The 15,404-nt window shown below is 55.4% G+C and carries 12 protein-coding genes; 3 read left to right on the forward strand and 9 right to left on the reverse strand.

The window, feature by feature from the left end:
* The first annotated feature begins 101 nt into the window (after positions 1-101).
* Positions 102-818, forward strand: a complete 717-nt coding sequence (gene sanA, locus AC2TE5_RS15185; protein WP_008500918.1) for an outer membrane permeability protein SanA — start codon at positions 102-104, stop codon at positions 816-818.
* A gap of 124 nt (positions 819-942) precedes the next feature.
* Complete coding sequence (locus tag AC2TE5_RS15190; RefSeq protein WP_484613350.1) at positions 943-2,331, forward strand: glutamine synthetase family protein; 1,389 nt, start codon at positions 943-945, stop codon at positions 2,329-2,331.
* 49 nt (positions 2,332-2,380) lie between these two features.
* Here AC2TE5_RS15190 and mglC read toward each other — a convergent pair whose 3' ends face one another.
* The 7 genes from mglC to AC2TE5_RS15225 all read right to left on the reverse strand — a co-directional run bounded on the left by mglC (position 2,381) and on the right by AC2TE5_RS15225 (position 10,574).
* Positions 2,381-3,391 carry a galactose/methyl galactoside ABC transporter permease MglC gene (gene mglC, locus AC2TE5_RS15195; protein ID WP_029740401.1) on the reverse strand — a complete coding sequence of 337 codons (1,011 nt, stop codon included), beginning with the start codon at positions 3,389-3,391 and terminating at the stop codon, positions 2,381-2,383.
* Positions 3,392-3,406: 15 nt separating this feature from the next.
* Positions 3,407-4,927 (reverse strand): galactose/methyl galactoside ABC transporter ATP-binding protein MglA, encoded by a 1,521-nt coding sequence (mglA, locus tag AC2TE5_RS15200; RefSeq protein ID WP_029740402.1) that lies wholly within the window; start codon positions 4,925-4,927, stop codon positions 3,407-3,409.
* 79 nt (positions 4,928-5,006) lie between these two features.
* Positions 5,007-6,005 (reverse strand): galactose/glucose ABC transporter substrate-binding protein MglB, encoded by a 999-nt coding sequence (mglB, locus tag AC2TE5_RS15205; protein WP_063143782.1) that lies wholly within the window; start codon positions 6,003-6,005, stop codon positions 5,007-5,009.
* Between the two features lie 294 nt (positions 6,006-6,299).
* The gene (gene galS / locus AC2TE5_RS15210; RefSeq protein WP_484611938.1) at positions 6,300-7,322 is read right to left on the reverse strand and encodes an HTH-type transcriptional regulator GalS; all 1,023 of its coding nucleotides are present in this window, start codon (positions 7,320-7,322) and stop codon (positions 6,300-6,302) included.
* Positions 7,323-7,477: 155 nt separating this feature from the next.
* Positions 7,478-8,635, reverse strand: coding sequence for a DUF418 domain-containing protein YeiB (gene yeiB, locus AC2TE5_RS15215; protein WP_484611939.1), 1,158 nt, complete (start codon positions 8,633-8,635; stop codon positions 7,478-7,480).
* Between the two features lie 19 nt (positions 8,636-8,654).
* Positions 8,655-9,323 (reverse strand): GTP cyclohydrolase I FolE, encoded by a 669-nt coding sequence (folE, locus tag AC2TE5_RS15220; protein WP_008500927.1) that lies wholly within the window; start codon positions 9,321-9,323, stop codon positions 8,655-8,657.
* Positions 9,324-9,425: 102 nt separating this feature from the next.
* Complete coding sequence (locus AC2TE5_RS15225) at positions 9,426-10,574, reverse strand: YbfB/YjiJ family MFS transporter (RefSeq protein ID WP_032658970.1); 1,149 nt, start codon at positions 10,572-10,574, stop codon at positions 9,426-9,428.
* Positions 10,575-10,712: 138 nt separating this feature from the next.
* Here AC2TE5_RS15225 and fghA point away from each other — a divergent pair, with 138 nt between their 5' ends.
* Positions 10,713-11,540 carry an S-formylglutathione hydrolase gene (gene fghA / locus AC2TE5_RS15230; RefSeq protein WP_484611940.1) on the forward strand — a complete coding sequence of 276 codons (828 nt, stop codon included), beginning with the start codon at positions 10,713-10,715 and terminating at the stop codon, positions 11,538-11,540.
* Between the two features lie 99 nt (positions 11,541-11,639).
* On the opposite strand, the gene cirA is transcribed toward fghA, so the two are convergent.
* Positions 11,640-13,610 carry a catecholate siderophore receptor CirA gene (gene cirA / locus AC2TE5_RS15235; RefSeq protein ID WP_213328183.1) on the reverse strand — a complete coding sequence of 657 codons (1,971 nt, stop codon included), beginning with the start codon at positions 13,608-13,610 and terminating at the stop codon, positions 11,640-11,642.
* Between the two features lie 224 nt (positions 13,611-13,834).
* A complete protein-coding gene (locus AC2TE5_RS15240; protein WP_029740408.1) occupies positions 13,835-15,304 on the reverse strand; it encodes an amino acid permease in 1,470 nt (489 codons plus the stop codon).
* Positions 15,305-15,404 lie beyond the last annotated feature (100 nt).

The following is a 15,404-nucleotide window of genomic DNA, read 5'->3' on the forward strand; positions in this document are numbered from 1 at the left end:
CCAGTTTGCTGAAAAACCCCTCAGTTGAGTCGCTGTTTCTTGCGCTAACCAGGCGGGTAAAGTAGCCTGAGTTAAATTTCATCCACGAACGAGCCATCTCCATGTTAAAGCGCGTTTTTTACAGCCTGTCTGTCCTGGTCGGCATACTGCTGTTGATCGTGCTGGGTCTCGACCGCTGGATGAGCTGGAAAACCGCCCCCTACATCTTTGATGACCTGCAGGACCTGCCCTATCGTCAGGTTGGCGTGGTCCTCGGCACCGCCAAGTATTACCGCACCGGCGTCATTAACCAGTATTACCGTTACCGCATTCAGGGCGCGCTGAACGCCTACAACAGTGGCAAGGTAAACTACCTGCTGTTAAGCGGGGATAACGCCCTGCAAAGCTACAATGAACCGGTGACGATGCGGAAGGACCTGATTGCGGCGGGCGTGGACCCTGCCGATATCGTGCTCGACTACGCCGGATTCCGCACCCTGGACTCCATCGTGCGCACGCGCAAAGTCTTCGACACCAACGACTTCATCATCATCACCCAGCGCTTCCACTGCGAACGCGCGCTGTTTATCGCGCTGCATATGGGCATTCAGGCGCAGTGTTACGCGGTGCCGTCGCCAAAAGACATGCTGAGCGTGCGCGTCCGCGAGTTCGGCGCTCGTTTTGGCGCTCTGGCAGACCTGTATATTTTCAAACGCGAACCGCGTTTTTTAGGCCCGCTGGTGCCCATTCCGGCGATGCATGAAGTACCGGAAGATGCGCAGGGTTACCCGGCCGTCACGCCCGAACAGCTGCTTGATATGCAGAAAAAAGAGAAATAACAGGTCCGCCTTTATACTTTCTTTACGCCGGGCCTGACGCTTTTTATCCCCCCTTTACGCCGGCTCTTTTAAGCTGAGTTCACTGCCGCTACGGCTTCATTGAAGAATGACTATGAACTCGATAATGAATGCGTTTTTCCTCAAAAGTCTCCGTCCGTATTTTAACTTTCCCGGTTTATCACTTCCTGGCGCACTCAATTCCGGTCTGTGGCTTGATGAAAAAATTGACGCCCTGCAGCACAACATTTCAGTGGAAGTGGCAGATTATCTGGAACGTTACCCGCAGACGAAACATGTAGACGTTTACCTGAACGACATCAACGGCACGATGCGCGGCAAGCGCCTGTCGGTGGAGAGCATGCTGACCCTGGAAAAAGGCTGTTATTTTCCCCTTTCGGTCTACTCGATGGATCAGAAAGGAAAAATCGCCGCCCCGCTTCATGATGAACCGGACCGACTCTGCGTTCCGGTCCCCGGCTCCCTGCGCCCCTGTCCGCAAGATCCGCAGCACAACGCGCAGATCCTGCTGACGATGAAAGACAGCGACGACAACCCCTGCCCGCTTGAGCCGCGCGTGATACTGCAGAACGTGCTGGCCCGCTTCCACCAGCACGGCCTCTTCCCGGTGGTTGCCCCGGAAATCGAGTTCTATCTGACGGGGCATGACGATCGGGATCCGCAAAATCAGGGCTGTTTTCACATGGATACTACGACAGCCCACGCGGCGCTGTTTGACGAGCTGGAACAGCTGGCGCACCTGCAGCGCATCCCGCTGTCCGGGATCGTGGCGGAGGCCGAGTCCGGTCAGTACGAATTAAACCTGAAGCACGGCCATCGCGTCGTTGAGGTCTGCGATAACGTGCTGGCGCTTCGTCGCCTGACCCGGTACGTTGCCGAAAAGCACGGCCTGCAGGCCAACTTTATGGCTAAGCCTTTCAGCCAGCTGTCCGGCAGCGGCCTGCACTTCCATTTCAGCCTGAACAATCGTCACGGCGAAAACGTCTTTGCTTCCCCGGTGAACGCGCTTAACAGCATGATGCGTTTGTGCATCGCGGGCCAGCTGGCGCTGATGCCCGCCTCAATCGCCATTCTTGCGCCGGGCGTCAACGCGTTTCGTCGCCTGCGTAAAAACCTGACGGAACCCGTATTTAACTCCTGGGGCTATAACACCCGCTCCGCCGCTTTGCGTATTCCCTGCTCGGATGACCACAACCGTCGTATCGAATACCGGCTGGCCGGGGCTGATGCCAATCCGTATCTGGTGGCAGCCGCTATCCTGACCGGCATGCTGTACGGGCTGGAAAACATCGACGAGGAGGATTTGCCCGAACCGCAGGACGAGCAGCCCGAACTGCCGCTGTTTCAGCAGGAGGCGATTGAGACCTTTGCCCGCTGTCAGTACCTCACCGACAGCCTGGGCGACGCCTTTTCCGAACAGTGGGTCGCCTGCAAGCTCTCTGAACTCGACTGGTTTGAACGCATTGTGACCCGAGAGGAGTCACAGCTGGCATAAGGCATAAAAAAGCCCGCTCGATGAGCGGGCCGGATAACGCGAGGAGCAATTACTTCTTACGCGCGTACTTCAGTGAATCCAGCGCGACCGCGAAGATAATGATGGCGCCTTTGATGATGTACTGCCAGTACGGGTTCACGCCGATATAGGTCAACCCGTAGTTGATGACGGTGAAGATGATCACACCGGTCACCACGCCCAGTACCGTACCCACACCGCCGCTGAAGGAGACGCCGCCCACCACGCAGGCTGCGATCGCATCCAGCTCGTACATGAAGCCAAGGTTGTTGGTTGCAGAGCCGATACGGCCCGCTTCCAGCATCCCGCCGAAGGCGTAGAACACGCCGGACAGCGCATAGATGAAGAGCAGGTTCAGGGCAACGTTTACGCCGGAGACTTTCGCCGCTTCCGGGTTACCGCCGATTGCGAAGATGTTTTTACCAAAGCGCGTTTTGTTCCACAGGATCCAGACGAAGGCCACCGCGATCAGCGCATAGAAGGTGATATACGACAGGCGGAAGCTGCCCAGCGCGATAAACCCTTGCGTAAAGGTCGAGAAGCCGCTGTCAAAACCCGAGATAGGTGAAGCACCGACAAAGTCGTAGTACAGTGAGTTGATACCGTAAACGATGATCATCGTACCCAGCGTGGTGATAAACGGCGTCACGTTCAGGTAGGCGATGATAATACCGTTGATCAGACCAATCACCGCACCGATGGCGCAGACAATCAGGATCACCACGAAAATCGGCATGGTGGCCATTTCCGGGAAGACCTTGTTGGCGTTTTCCATCGACTGCAGCAGGGTTGCCGCGATAACCGCCGCCAGACCCACCTGGCGACCGGCAGAAAGGTCCGTCCCCTGAGTCACGATCAGGCCCGCCACGCCCAGCGCAATGATAATACGCACGGAGGACTGGGTCAGAATGTTACTCAGGTTCAGCAGGCTTAAGAACGTAGGGTCCTGGAAAATAATGATAGCCAGCAGTACTAAAAGAACAACGTAAATACCGCCTTCTTTCAGGTAAGTGAGAAAACTTTTTTTATTTAACGCACTCATGAGGAGCCCCTGATCTTAAAGGTGCAAAGACGCAAGACGCAAAATTTCGTTTTGCGTTGTCGTTTTGGTGTCAACAATACCGGCAACGAGACCATTGCTCATAACCAGAATACGATCTGTGATCCCTAACAATTCCGGCATTTCGGAAGAAATAATAATGATCCCTTTATTCTTTTTCGCCAGCTCGGCAATCAGCTGATAAATTTCAAACTTCGCGCCGACGTCAATACCGCGGGTTGGTTCATCCAGCATCAGAATTTCTGGCTGGGTTAATAACCAACGTCCGATAATGACTTTCTGCTGGTTACCGCCTGACAGCGAACCAATTTGGGTGCGGTGTCCTGGCGTTTTCACGCGCATGGAGTCAATGACCCATTGGGTATCGCTCTTCATGCGGGAGTTATCCAGCAGTCCGACTTTGTTTTTGTAATTGCGAATGTTAGAAATTAACGAGTTAAAGTTAATATCCAGATAGGCATAAATACCGGTCGAACGACGCTCTTCCGTCACCAGCGCAAAACCATTATTAATGGCTTCGTTGGCGTTGTGGTTGTTAATTTTCTTTCCGTGCAGCGTAATGGTGCCCTGCGCTTTCTCACGGATGCCAAACAGGGTTTCCACGATATCGGTGCGTTTTGCACCGACCAGACCGGCAATCCCCAGGATTTCACCCTTGTGCAGGTCGAAGGAGACATCGCGGATGGACGGCTGGCGTAACGAGGTCAGATTGCGCACTTCCAGGATCACTTCGCCCGGCTTGTTTTCTTTGTCCGGGAAGCGCTGGTTCAGAGAACGGCCGACCATCATGGCGATGATCTTGTCCATGTCCAGCCCTTCCAGCGGCTGCGTGGCAATCCACTGACCGTCGCGCAGGATGGTGATCTCATCGCACAGCTGGAAGATCTCTTCCATTTTGTGGGAGATATACACAATGCCGCAGCCGCGATCTTTTAGCTTACGAATAATGGTAAAAAGGTGATTAACCTCTTTTTCCGTTAATGACGATGTCGGTTCGTCCATGATGACGATTTTCGCATCATAGGAGAACGCTTTGGCGATTTCGATCATCTGCATCTGGGAGACGGATAATGTTCCCACGCGGGCGCGCGGATCGATATCAATATCCAGCTCATCGAAAATCGCTTTGGTGTCGCGATACATTTTGTCCTGGTCGACAAAGACACCCTTGGTTGGATAACGCCCCAACCACATGTTATCCATGACTGAACGCTGCAGCACCAGGTTTAATTCCTGGTGAACCATCGAGATACCGTTTTCCAGTGCTTCTTTCGCTGAATGGAAATCGATCTCTTTCCCCTGAAAAAGAATGCTGCCAGAATCTTTTTGATAGATCCCAAAAAGACATTTTAATAATGTTGATTTACCCGCACCGTTCTCACCCATTAAGGCGTGAATAGAGTGAGGACGCACTTTTAAATTAACATTATCGAGTGCCTTAACACCGGGAAAGGACTTGTTGATCCCGCTCATTTCCAACAAGTATTCACCGGACGACTGAGTATTTGTGCTGACCATAATTATACCTTGTTGGCCTCGCATATCGCGTTATAAATGGGCGCAACGAATTGCGCCCAGTGGAGACATAACAACTAACTTATTTACCGATAAACTCAGCCAGGTTGGACTGGTCTACGCCCACGTAAGGTACGCGAACGATTTTGTTTTCAATTTTCCAGTTGGTGCCATCAGCCGCACCTTTACCGTCGGCCAGGTTTTTCGCCAGATCGAAGGTCGCTTTCGCCTGGTTGTTGGCATCGTTCAGAACGGTACCGGCCATTGCACCAGATTTAACCAGCGCAAGTGCTTCAGGCAGCGCATCCACACCGAACACAGGAATGGAGGATTTGTTGTGCGCTTTCAGCGCTTCTACCGCACCCATTGCCATCGCATCGTTGTTGGCGATAACCACTTCGATTTTGTTCGCGTTAGGGCCGGACAGCCACGCGTCCATCTTATCTTTCGCCTGAGCGGTATCCCACATCGCGGTATCTAACGCCAGCTGCTGGGTTTTCAGACCCTTGTCGTTCAGCTCTTTGATAACGTAAGTGGTACGGGCTTCAGCATCCGGGTGTCCTGGTTCGCCTTTCAGCAGCACGAACTGAATTTGACCGTCTTTGTTCAGGTCCCAGTTCGGGTTCGCCGCCCAGTGTTTGGCGATCAGATCGCCCTGAATAATACCGGACTCTTTGGAGTCGGTACCGACGTAAAACGCTTTGTCATAGCTATCCAGCGCCTTACGGGAAGGTTCTTTGTTGAAGAAGACGATTGGCACGTTCTGGCCGCGCGCTTTTTCAATAACCGTGCCTGCTGCAGCCGGGTCAACCAGGTTGATGGCCAGGGCTTTCACGCCTTTCGCCAGCAGAACGTCGATCTGGTCGTTCTGTTTGGACTGGTCGTTCTGGGAGTCGTTCATCAGCAGCTGAACGTCTGGCGCTGCTTTCGCATCTTTCTCAATTGCTTTACGCACAACAGACATGAAGTTGTCGTCGTATTTATAGATGGTCACACCAATACGGGTATCCGCAGCGTGCGCTGCTGCACCAAAAAGCATGCTTGCCATTACAGCAGACAGGGTCAACACCTTCTTATTCATGGTATCTCCGGTTTTTTTATGCAGGGTAGTTCTTGTGAATAACGATCGGCGGGCAGGTGTTAATAAAACGTTACTGACAGCCGAAGTTCACTTATAAAATTTCTATCTTCCGTGTTCGGTAACGCTCCAGAAATGCGTTTTATTCGTTGTTTGCGGCACGTTGGCTATAGTGAAAGTGAATAATCACCGTTACATAGCGTTTCAGCTCCTAAAACGCTGACATCATAGTCAGCGCCTTGTTAAGATACTGTGAATTTACTCACAGATTGAAAACGGTTACATCACCTGATGTGATCAGTTAGTGATCGGAACCACAATTTGCCGGGCCGCGACGGAGTGACGACGCACTAAAGTCGGCATGAAACAGTGCGTTGCGCCCGGATCCAGCAGCCCTGCCGCCCCCTGTAACGCCAGCTCAGTCGCCAGTTTTGCCATAGAGGCAATGGGGTAGCGCACCGTGGTCAGCTGCGGGTCGGTGTAACGGGCAATCGGAATATCATCAAAGCCAATGAGTGACAAATGCTGCGGCACCGCAATGCCGTTATCTTTCAGCGCCGTCAGGGCCCCTGCCGCCATGCTGTCGTTATAGGCAAACACCGCAGTAAGCTGCAGGTTGCGCCCCAGCAGCTCGACCATTGCCGCCTCACCGCCCTGCATGTCCGGCGTACCGGTGCCCGTCCAGCTTTCTGACGGCGTAATGCCGTGCTCTTTCAGGGCGTTTTGCCACCCCTCGCGCCGCAGGTCGTCATCTTCAATATGATGGCTGGAGGCCAGATAACCGATCCGCTGATGCCCGTTGTTGATGAGCATCTTCGTGGCCATCATGGCGCCGCTGACGTTATCCAACCCGACGCAGCGATGGGCATAGCCGGGAACGATGCGGTTGATCAGCACCATGCCCGGGATCTGATCCATAAAGCCGGTTAGCTCTTCATCACTCAAGGCTTTTGAGTGGACAATCAAGGCGTTACAGCGCTGGCGAATCAGCACTTCGATGGCGTGGCGCTCTTTTTCCGCCTCATGATAGCTATTGCCGATCAGGACGTATTTCTGATGCTGCTGGGCGACCACGTCGACCGCTTTCACCAGCGCGCCGAAAAAGGCATCCGATACATCCATCACCACCACGCCGATGGTGTCGCTGACCTGCGTCGCAAGCGCCTGCGCATTGGCATTTGGCCGGTACCCGAGCTGGGTCACGGCTTTCATTACGGTTTCACGGGTTTCAGGGCTGACCAGCGCGCTTTTGTTGAGCACGCGTGAGACGGTAGCCACGGAAACGCCCGCCTGACGGGCGACGTCACGAATGGTGATCATATTCACCATCCTTCAAAGGATTGCAGCAACTCACAGACACCCCCTGTGTTTAGCAAGGTGGCTATTTTGGCAGCGAGAGGAAGGGGACTACGTGAAGAAGCTCACACTCATGAAAACGCTTACATCCGTTTTGTTAATGATTGTGATCCAGATCGTTATCTGGATGTGTTCCTCAATGATACCCCTGAAGCATGTGCGGTTAACTGACGCCACACCCACTCCAGCGGTCCCTGGCGGAAGTAACGTAGCCAGAGAACAGAAAACGCCAGGTTAATCACCCAGACCGGGATAACAAACGCCAGCAGCGCGAGGCGGTCGAATTTCATAAACAGGCCAAAGCGATAGAAAAGCGTGGTGCATATCAGTGTTTGCAGGAGGTAATTGCTCAACGCCATGCGGCCCACGCAGGCGATGGCGCTGACGATCCACAGGCGGGAAAGCGTTGGCCAGAAGCCATAGATCAGCGCCGCGTAGCCGATGGTCTGGAACGGTGCGCTCAGCTCGCGTGGCACCTGGAGCAGGAATGCGCACCAGCGGTAATCCCAGTGGATGTGCCACTGCGTAATGACCGCCGGGAGGTTAATCAGCACGCCGAGCAGCACCAGCCCGGCACCCGTTCGCCGATAGTGACGCAGGCTGAATTCGCCTTTCAGCCAGCCGGTGCGCATCAGTGACGCGCCCATCAGCATCATGCCCGCCAGCTGCCAGCCGTATTGCGCCCCCAGCGCAAGGAGGTTATCCCCCAGCATATCCGCGCGGTTGCTTATCGCTTCCGTACCGCCCTTCAGCTTCCAGTACTGTTCGTACTGCAGGTTAGCGGCATCCGGGATCCAGGAACGGTTTGTCGCCTCGCCGGAGATCATCCCCAGCAGCAGCAATACGGCAAGCCCCATGACGTAGAGCATCGCGCCGGTGTTAAACAGGCTTTTTACGCTGTGCGCATCGCGAATGAGACGCCAGCAGATAAGCCCGACTAACCCATACGCGAGAAGAATATCGCCATCCCAGAAGAACAGGCCGTGGATAAAGCCGAGGAGAACCAGTAGCGTCAGGCGCGACTGGATCCAGCGCGTACCGCGTTTAAGCAGCAGTTGCAAACCTGCGCCAAACAGCAGGGCAAACAGGGTGAGGAATTTAACCTGCGCGAAGAGATCGAGGACGGCCCACGTCCAGGCATCACTGCGTGTGATGTCGCCATACCAGGCAGGATTGAGATAAGCCGCCTTCGGCAGACCGAAGGCGCTGATATTAAGCAGCAGGATACCGAGAATGGCGACGCCGCGAACAAAATCGAGCGTGACGTTTCGCTCCATGGTTCCTGCCCTGTAAGACTTAGTTGTGGTGACGTACCGCGCGCAGGAACTCCTGGCGGGTATTCTGGCTCGATTTAAACAGGCCGCCCAGCGAGGTTGTTGTGGTCGCACTGGTTGCATCACGCACGCCGCGCGCCTTCACGCAGTAGTGAACCGCGTCGATAGAGACGGCCACGTTATTGGTGCCCAGCAGCGTTTGCAGCGCGGTCAGGATCTGCTGCGTCAGACGCTCCTGCACCTGCGGACGCTGGGCAAAGAACTGCACGATGCGGTTGATCTTCGACAGGCCAATCACCGTATCTTTTGGGATATACGCCACGGTCGCTTTACCGTCGATGGTCACAAAATGGTGTTCGCAGGTGCTGGTCAGCGTGATATCGCGTACCGTCACCATCTCATCCACTTTCATCTTGTTTTCAATGACGGTGATTTTCGGGAAGTTGGCGTAGTCCAGCCCGGAGAAAATTTCGTCGACGTACATTTTCGCGATGCGGTGCGGCGTCTCCATCAGACTGTCGTCACTCAGATCGAGATTCAGCAGCTCCATGATATCGGTCATATGACCGGCAATCAGACGCTTGCGGGTTTCATTGTCCAAATCCTGTACGGGCGGACGCAGTGGCGTTTCAAGACCGCGCGCAACCAGGGCTTCGTGGACCAGGGCAGCTTCTTTACTGAGTGATGACATTTTGTTCTCCTGCAGGTGTGGCGTCTTTTGCCCTCGTTGTGGCAAAAGTATGCGCTCATTGTGCGTGAGGCGGCGCACATAATCCAGTATTCACGACGATAATTATTGCAATTGCTGTTGCCTTTCAGCGCGACGATTCCAGACCAGGGCTCCCCCGACGAACAGCGCAACGCCCGCCAGCCCCAGCGCGGGCTCCAGCCGGTGGGTAAGCCAGGTTGATAACGCCGAGGTCATCGGGCCGATCAATTGCCCAATCGCATACCCGGTGGTGAGCAGGCCTGCCATATAGCGCGTGTGGTTTGGCGCCAGCTCGCGACCGTATAAAAGAGAGAGCTGCACGGCACACAAGAAGCCGCCACCCACCAGCAGCCCGCCCGTCAGCAAACCGCCAATCCCCGGCAGCAGCCAGGCCGCCAGCACGCCAGCACCCTGTAACCACAGCACGATAGCCAGCCTGCGGTTAGCCGTTGAGGTGTGGCGTAAAAGAATACTGAGCGCAATGCCCACCACGGCGGCGATGCCAAAAATCGGCCAGACAAACTGGGCAAACAGGCTGCCGGGAAAACGCACCGCCGCCATTTGCGACAGGAAGGTCGCCGGGAGGATATAGCCAAACCCGGCCAGGCTGTAGCTCCAGACCAGGCGCTTTAAATCCGCCGTCAGCACCAGCGGCTCCGGCGCGGTGCCGGGGCGATGGAGCTGGCCGGATCGCGGAAGGTAGCGCGCCACCAGCGCAATCAGCACCAGCGCCAGCACGCCGTAGATTTGCCATGCCGCCCCGGCCGAAAGGGATTTTGCCTGGATATAGACGGCGAGCAGCCCGCTCAGGGCAATGCCCGCGCCCGGTCCGGCAAACACCGCAGCGCTCAGGCCCGGTTTACCCAGCTGCCCCAGCCGTTCGTTGGTCCAGGCGGCAATGAGTACCATCGACCAGCCGCTCATGCAGCCAATCACGAAGCGCAGCAGGCCGTGCACGACGGCGTTATCCGCCGCCGCGGAGAGCAGCGTCAGCGCAACCGCACCGGTGATGCCAAGCCAGAGGCGCGTTTCCACAAAGCGGTGCGCGCGCATGGCATCCCATGCGCCCACCAGATAGCCCAGATAATTCATCGCCGCGACCAGACCCGCGCTGGTCAGCGTAAGCTGCCCAGCAGCAATCATGAGCGGCACCTGAGGCGTAAAGGCAAAGCGCCCTATCCCCATCGCCACCACCAGAACGACAAACCCACTGAGCGCAATACGCAGCGCCATGACGGCTCCAATTGTTAAATAAAAGTAAATTTATGATGCAGCATCTCGCCGCCTGGCGAAAGTGAAAGTTACTCACAGGTCAATGAAAAGGCTGTATTATGGTTTTTATGAATACGCATTCTCATTAAGGAGCCCTGCATGGAACTGCTCGAAGAGCACCGTTGTTTTGAAGGTCGACAGCAGCGCTGGCGGCATGACTCCACCGTCCTGAACTGTGCGATGACGTTCAGCATTTTCCTGCCGCCGACGGAAAATCCACCGGTTCTGTTCTGGCTGTCAGGCCTGACCTGCAACGACGAAAACTTCACCACCAAAGCAGGCGCGCAGCGACTTGCCGCCGAGCTGGGCATTGCGCTGGTGATGCCTGATACCAGCCCGCGTGGCGATGATGTGGCCGACGATGCAGGATACGACCTGGGCAAAGGCGCCGGGTTTTATCTGAATGCAACCGAGCAGCCCTGGGCGCGCCACTACCGCATGTATGATTACATTCGCGACGAGCTGCCCGCGCTGATTCAGTCCGGGTTTGCGGTAAGCGATCGCTGCGCCATCAGCGGACACTCCATGGGTGGACACGGGGCGCTAATCATGGCGCTAAAAAATCCGGGAAAATACGTCAGCGTGTCGGCATTTGCGCCAATTGTGAACCCAACGCAGGTGCCGTGGGGGCAGAAAGCCTTCACGAACTATCTGGGTGAAGATGAAGCAAAATGGCAGGAATGGGACAGCTGTGCGCTGATGCTGGCCAGCAGTTCGGAAAATGCGATCCCGATGCTTATCGATCAGGGCGATGCGGACCAGTTCCTCGCCGGACAGCTGCAGCCTGCGGTGCTGGCAGAAGCGGCACGCCAGAAGGACTGGCCGCTGACGCTGCGCATTCAGCCGGGATACGACCACAGCTATTACTTTATCGGGTCCTTTATTGAGGATCATCTCCGCTTCCATGCGGAGCATTTGTTTGGGTAAGTGCGGATGATTGCCGGGTGGCGGCTTCGCCTTACCCGGCCTACATTCGTGGTTTTTGTAGGCCCGGTAAGCGAAGCGCCACCGGGCATAAAGGTTACATCAGAACTTATAATCCACACCGACAAAGTAACGACGGCCATCTTCCGTGTAGCTGTAATCGTCACGGCTGAGATCTTTATCCAGCAGGTTCTGCACGCCCGCGCGCAGCTTAACGGCTTTCGTTACCTGCCATGCCGCACCGGTATTCCAGATCACGTAGCCACCCGGCGTTGGTTCACTGCTGGTCAGCGCGCGTTTCTCACCGGTGTAGTTGCCCTGAACATAGAACGACCAATCCTGCGTTGCCTTCCAGTCAACGGTTCCGTTGGCGGTATGGAACGGCAGATCGGACAGCGGTTTGTTGCCGCCGTTGCTGATGTCACGACCGTCGTTATAGGTATAGTTCAGCGTCACCTTCCAGTCGTCCGCCAGCGGGACTTTCAGCTCGGTCTCCACCCCGCGGATGCGCGCCTTGTTAACGTTGTAGTAGCGGAAAATCGGTTCACCGTCCGCATTCAGTCCAACGTAGTTAGGGTAGCCCTGGGCCTGTTTCGCATTGGCCGTACGGCTGATGCTGATGCGGTCATCCACATTATTCTGGAAGGTGGTGACGCTGGCCTGCACGCCCTCTAACCAGCCCTCTTCCCCGCTGTAGTAGAGACCGAATTCGAAGCTCTCGCTGGTTTCCGGTTTCAGATCCGGGTTACCGACAATCTCACAGGCACCGCGACACGAGCCGGTAACCCAGTCCGGGCTCAGCTGCAGCAGCGACGGCGCTTTAAACGCGGTGGCCCAGCCCCCTTTCACCGTTACGGTATCGGTCGCGCTGTAGACCAGATAGGCTCGCGGACTCCAGTGATCGCCGTAGGTATCATGATCGTCCATACGGATGCCGGTGGTCAGCGCCAGAGGTTCAAAGATACGCCACTCATCTTCAAGGAACAGGGCATACTGGCTTGTCGACGTGCTGCTGCTGGAACCGCCCGTCAGGTTGACCGGATCTTTCAGCTTATCGTGACGCCATTCGCCGCCGAAGGTCAGCAGCTGGTTGATTTCGCCCAGCGGCAGCACGTATTTTCCGTCCACCGCGTTGCTCTCGGAGGTAATCGGATTGCTGTTGCCCGGGTTTTTGTTATCCACCTTTTCGCCGTAAACCTTCAGCTCGCTGTTGCCGACGCCCCAACGACCGTTGTGGCTGAGAGAGTAGTTCTGACGCTCAAGGCGGTTTTTGTCGAGGGAATCCGAGTCGCGATCCTGACGGTCGAAACCGTAGCCCGCCGTAAAGTCGTGATTTTCAGACGGAGTCCAGGCGAACTCCACATTCGCATCGCGGCTGGTGAAGCCTTCAATACGCGGCGTTTCACCGCTCGCCGTGGTAGAGGATTTCTGCTGGCCGTCTTTCTCACGCTTCGCGAGGCTACCGTAGGCTTTCAGCCCCAGCAGGCCGTCCACCAGCGGACCGCTGGTATAGAACTGGCCGTTATACGTGTCTCCACGGTCGCGGTGTTCCTGAACCGTGGAATCGGCGCTCAGGGTGCCCGTCCATTTCTGGCCGATTTTTTTGGTGATAATGTTCACCACGCCGCCCAGCGCATCGGAACCGTACAGAGAAGACATCGGTCCGCGCACCACTTCGATGCGTTCGATGGCGTCAACCGGCACCCAGTTGAGGTCGAAATCATTATGGCGGAATACTGCGTTACGCGAGTTAACGCGCTTGCCGTCGACCAGGATCAGCGTATAGCTGCTGTCCAGTCCACGAATACTTACCCCTTTACGGTTGTCCCCTTCGCTCGTGAGCTGAACGCCCGGCACCTCCCGTAACACATCTTTCAGATTCTGAACGGGTTTGCGCTGCAAATCTTCCTGGGTAATCACGCTGATGCTTGCCGGTGCGTCTTTCAGGTTTTGCTCGGTCGCGGAGGCCGTTACAACCATTGTGTCGCCGGATTCCGCTGCGATAACAGGCAGGGCCAGGGACATTGCGGACGCACAAAGTCCTCCCCTGACGAAGGGATTCAACCTAAACATTCCATATCTCCATGAGGTAAATACAACTAAATCAAATCATCATTGCTCACAGCGTCTTCCCTGCCGCCCACGTCTGCGGTGGGTCGGTGACACGCTTATTTTTGATAACGATAAAGCAAACGATAATTATTATCAATTAAATTGTTAAGAAATATATCTTTGTTTCAGCCTGCGGGAATAAAAAAACCCGCTCGAATGAGCGGGTTAAAAGAGAGGAAGTGCGGTTATTGTTTAAATCGTTCCGGGAATTCCATTTCACTGTAGCGAACGAATTTTGTTCCTTTCGTCAGCTTGTAGCCAAACCAGATGACGAGGAACAGCGGAATACCAATGTAGGTCGCCGTGACGGCACCCCAGTCAATGGTGTCCGCCAGGAACGCTTCATAGTTCTGTCCAAGCGTAATGATCAGGCACAGAATGAAGGCGAAAATGGGACCCAGCGGGAAGAAGCCGGAGCGATACGGCAGCGAGTTAATATCGTGCCCCTGCTTGACGAAGCCACGGCGGAAACGGTAGTGGCTAATGGCAATCCCCAGCCAGGCAATAAAGCCCGTCATCCCGGACGTGTTGAGCAGCCACAGGTACACCGTCTGGTTACCAAACATGGAGGTCAGGAAGCACAGACCGGCAATCACCGTCGTAGCGTACAGCGCGTTACGCGGCACGCCACCGCGGGACAGCTTCGCGAAGATACGCGGTGCTTTACCGTCGCATGCCAGCGTGTAGAGCATACGGGTGGATGCGTACATCCCGGAGTTACCGGCTGAAAGCACGGCCGTCAGGATAACGGCGTTCATCACTGCCGCGGCTGAAAGCAGACCGGCGTGCTGGAAGACCAGCGTGAACGGGCTGACGCTAATATCTTTTACGTCATTACGCAGCAGGCTTGGATCGGTGTACGGGATGATCAGGCTGATAATCAGGATCGCGAACACATAGAACAGCAGGATACGCCAGAAGACCTGACGAACCGCGCGTGGAATATTCTTCTCCGGGTTCTCTGACTCACCGGCGGCGATACCAATCAGCTCGGTCCCCTGGAAGGAGAAGCCGACAATCATCGCCACGCCAATCATCGCCGACAGTCCACCGGCAAACGGCGCATCGCCTATCGTCCAGTTACTCCAGCCCACAGGTTCAGCGCCTTTGAAAATACCAACGATCATCGCCACACCGACGACGATAAAGATGATGACGGTTGCCACTTTGATCAAAGAGAACCAGTATTCCGCTTCGCCGAAACCGCGCACGGAGATGTAGTTCAGCAGGAAGATGACGGCCAGGAACAGGGCGCTCCAGATCCAGCCCGGCGTATCGGGGAACCACCAGTTCATCACCAGCTGTGCGGCGACAAGGTCAACGGCGATAGTGACCGCCCAGTTGTACCAGTAGTTCCAGCCCAGCGCGAAGCCAAAGCCTTCTTCAACGTATTTTTGACCGTAGGTCGAGAACGAACCGGATACCGGCATGTACGCGGCCAGTTCGCCGAGACTGGTCATCAGGAAGTACACCATCAGGCCAATCAGGATATAAGAGAAGAGCGCCCCACCCGGGCCTGCTGCCGAAATCGTTGCGCCAGAGGCAACGAAAAGACCTGTACCGATTGAGCCGCCAATGGCGATCATCGTCAGGTGACGCGCCTTGAGTTCACGACGTAGCGTGGGCGCTTCTGTGGTTTTAATTTCTGAAACCATATGAAAATGCTGTCCATTTAATAAATGAGGCGCGATTGTAGCAGACGATCCGCGTTCCTTCCGGCAGAAATACTCAGTTATAAGAGAGCTTCATGACTCG

The sequence above is a fragment of the Enterobacter sp. N5-15 genome, from assembly GCF_057221635.1.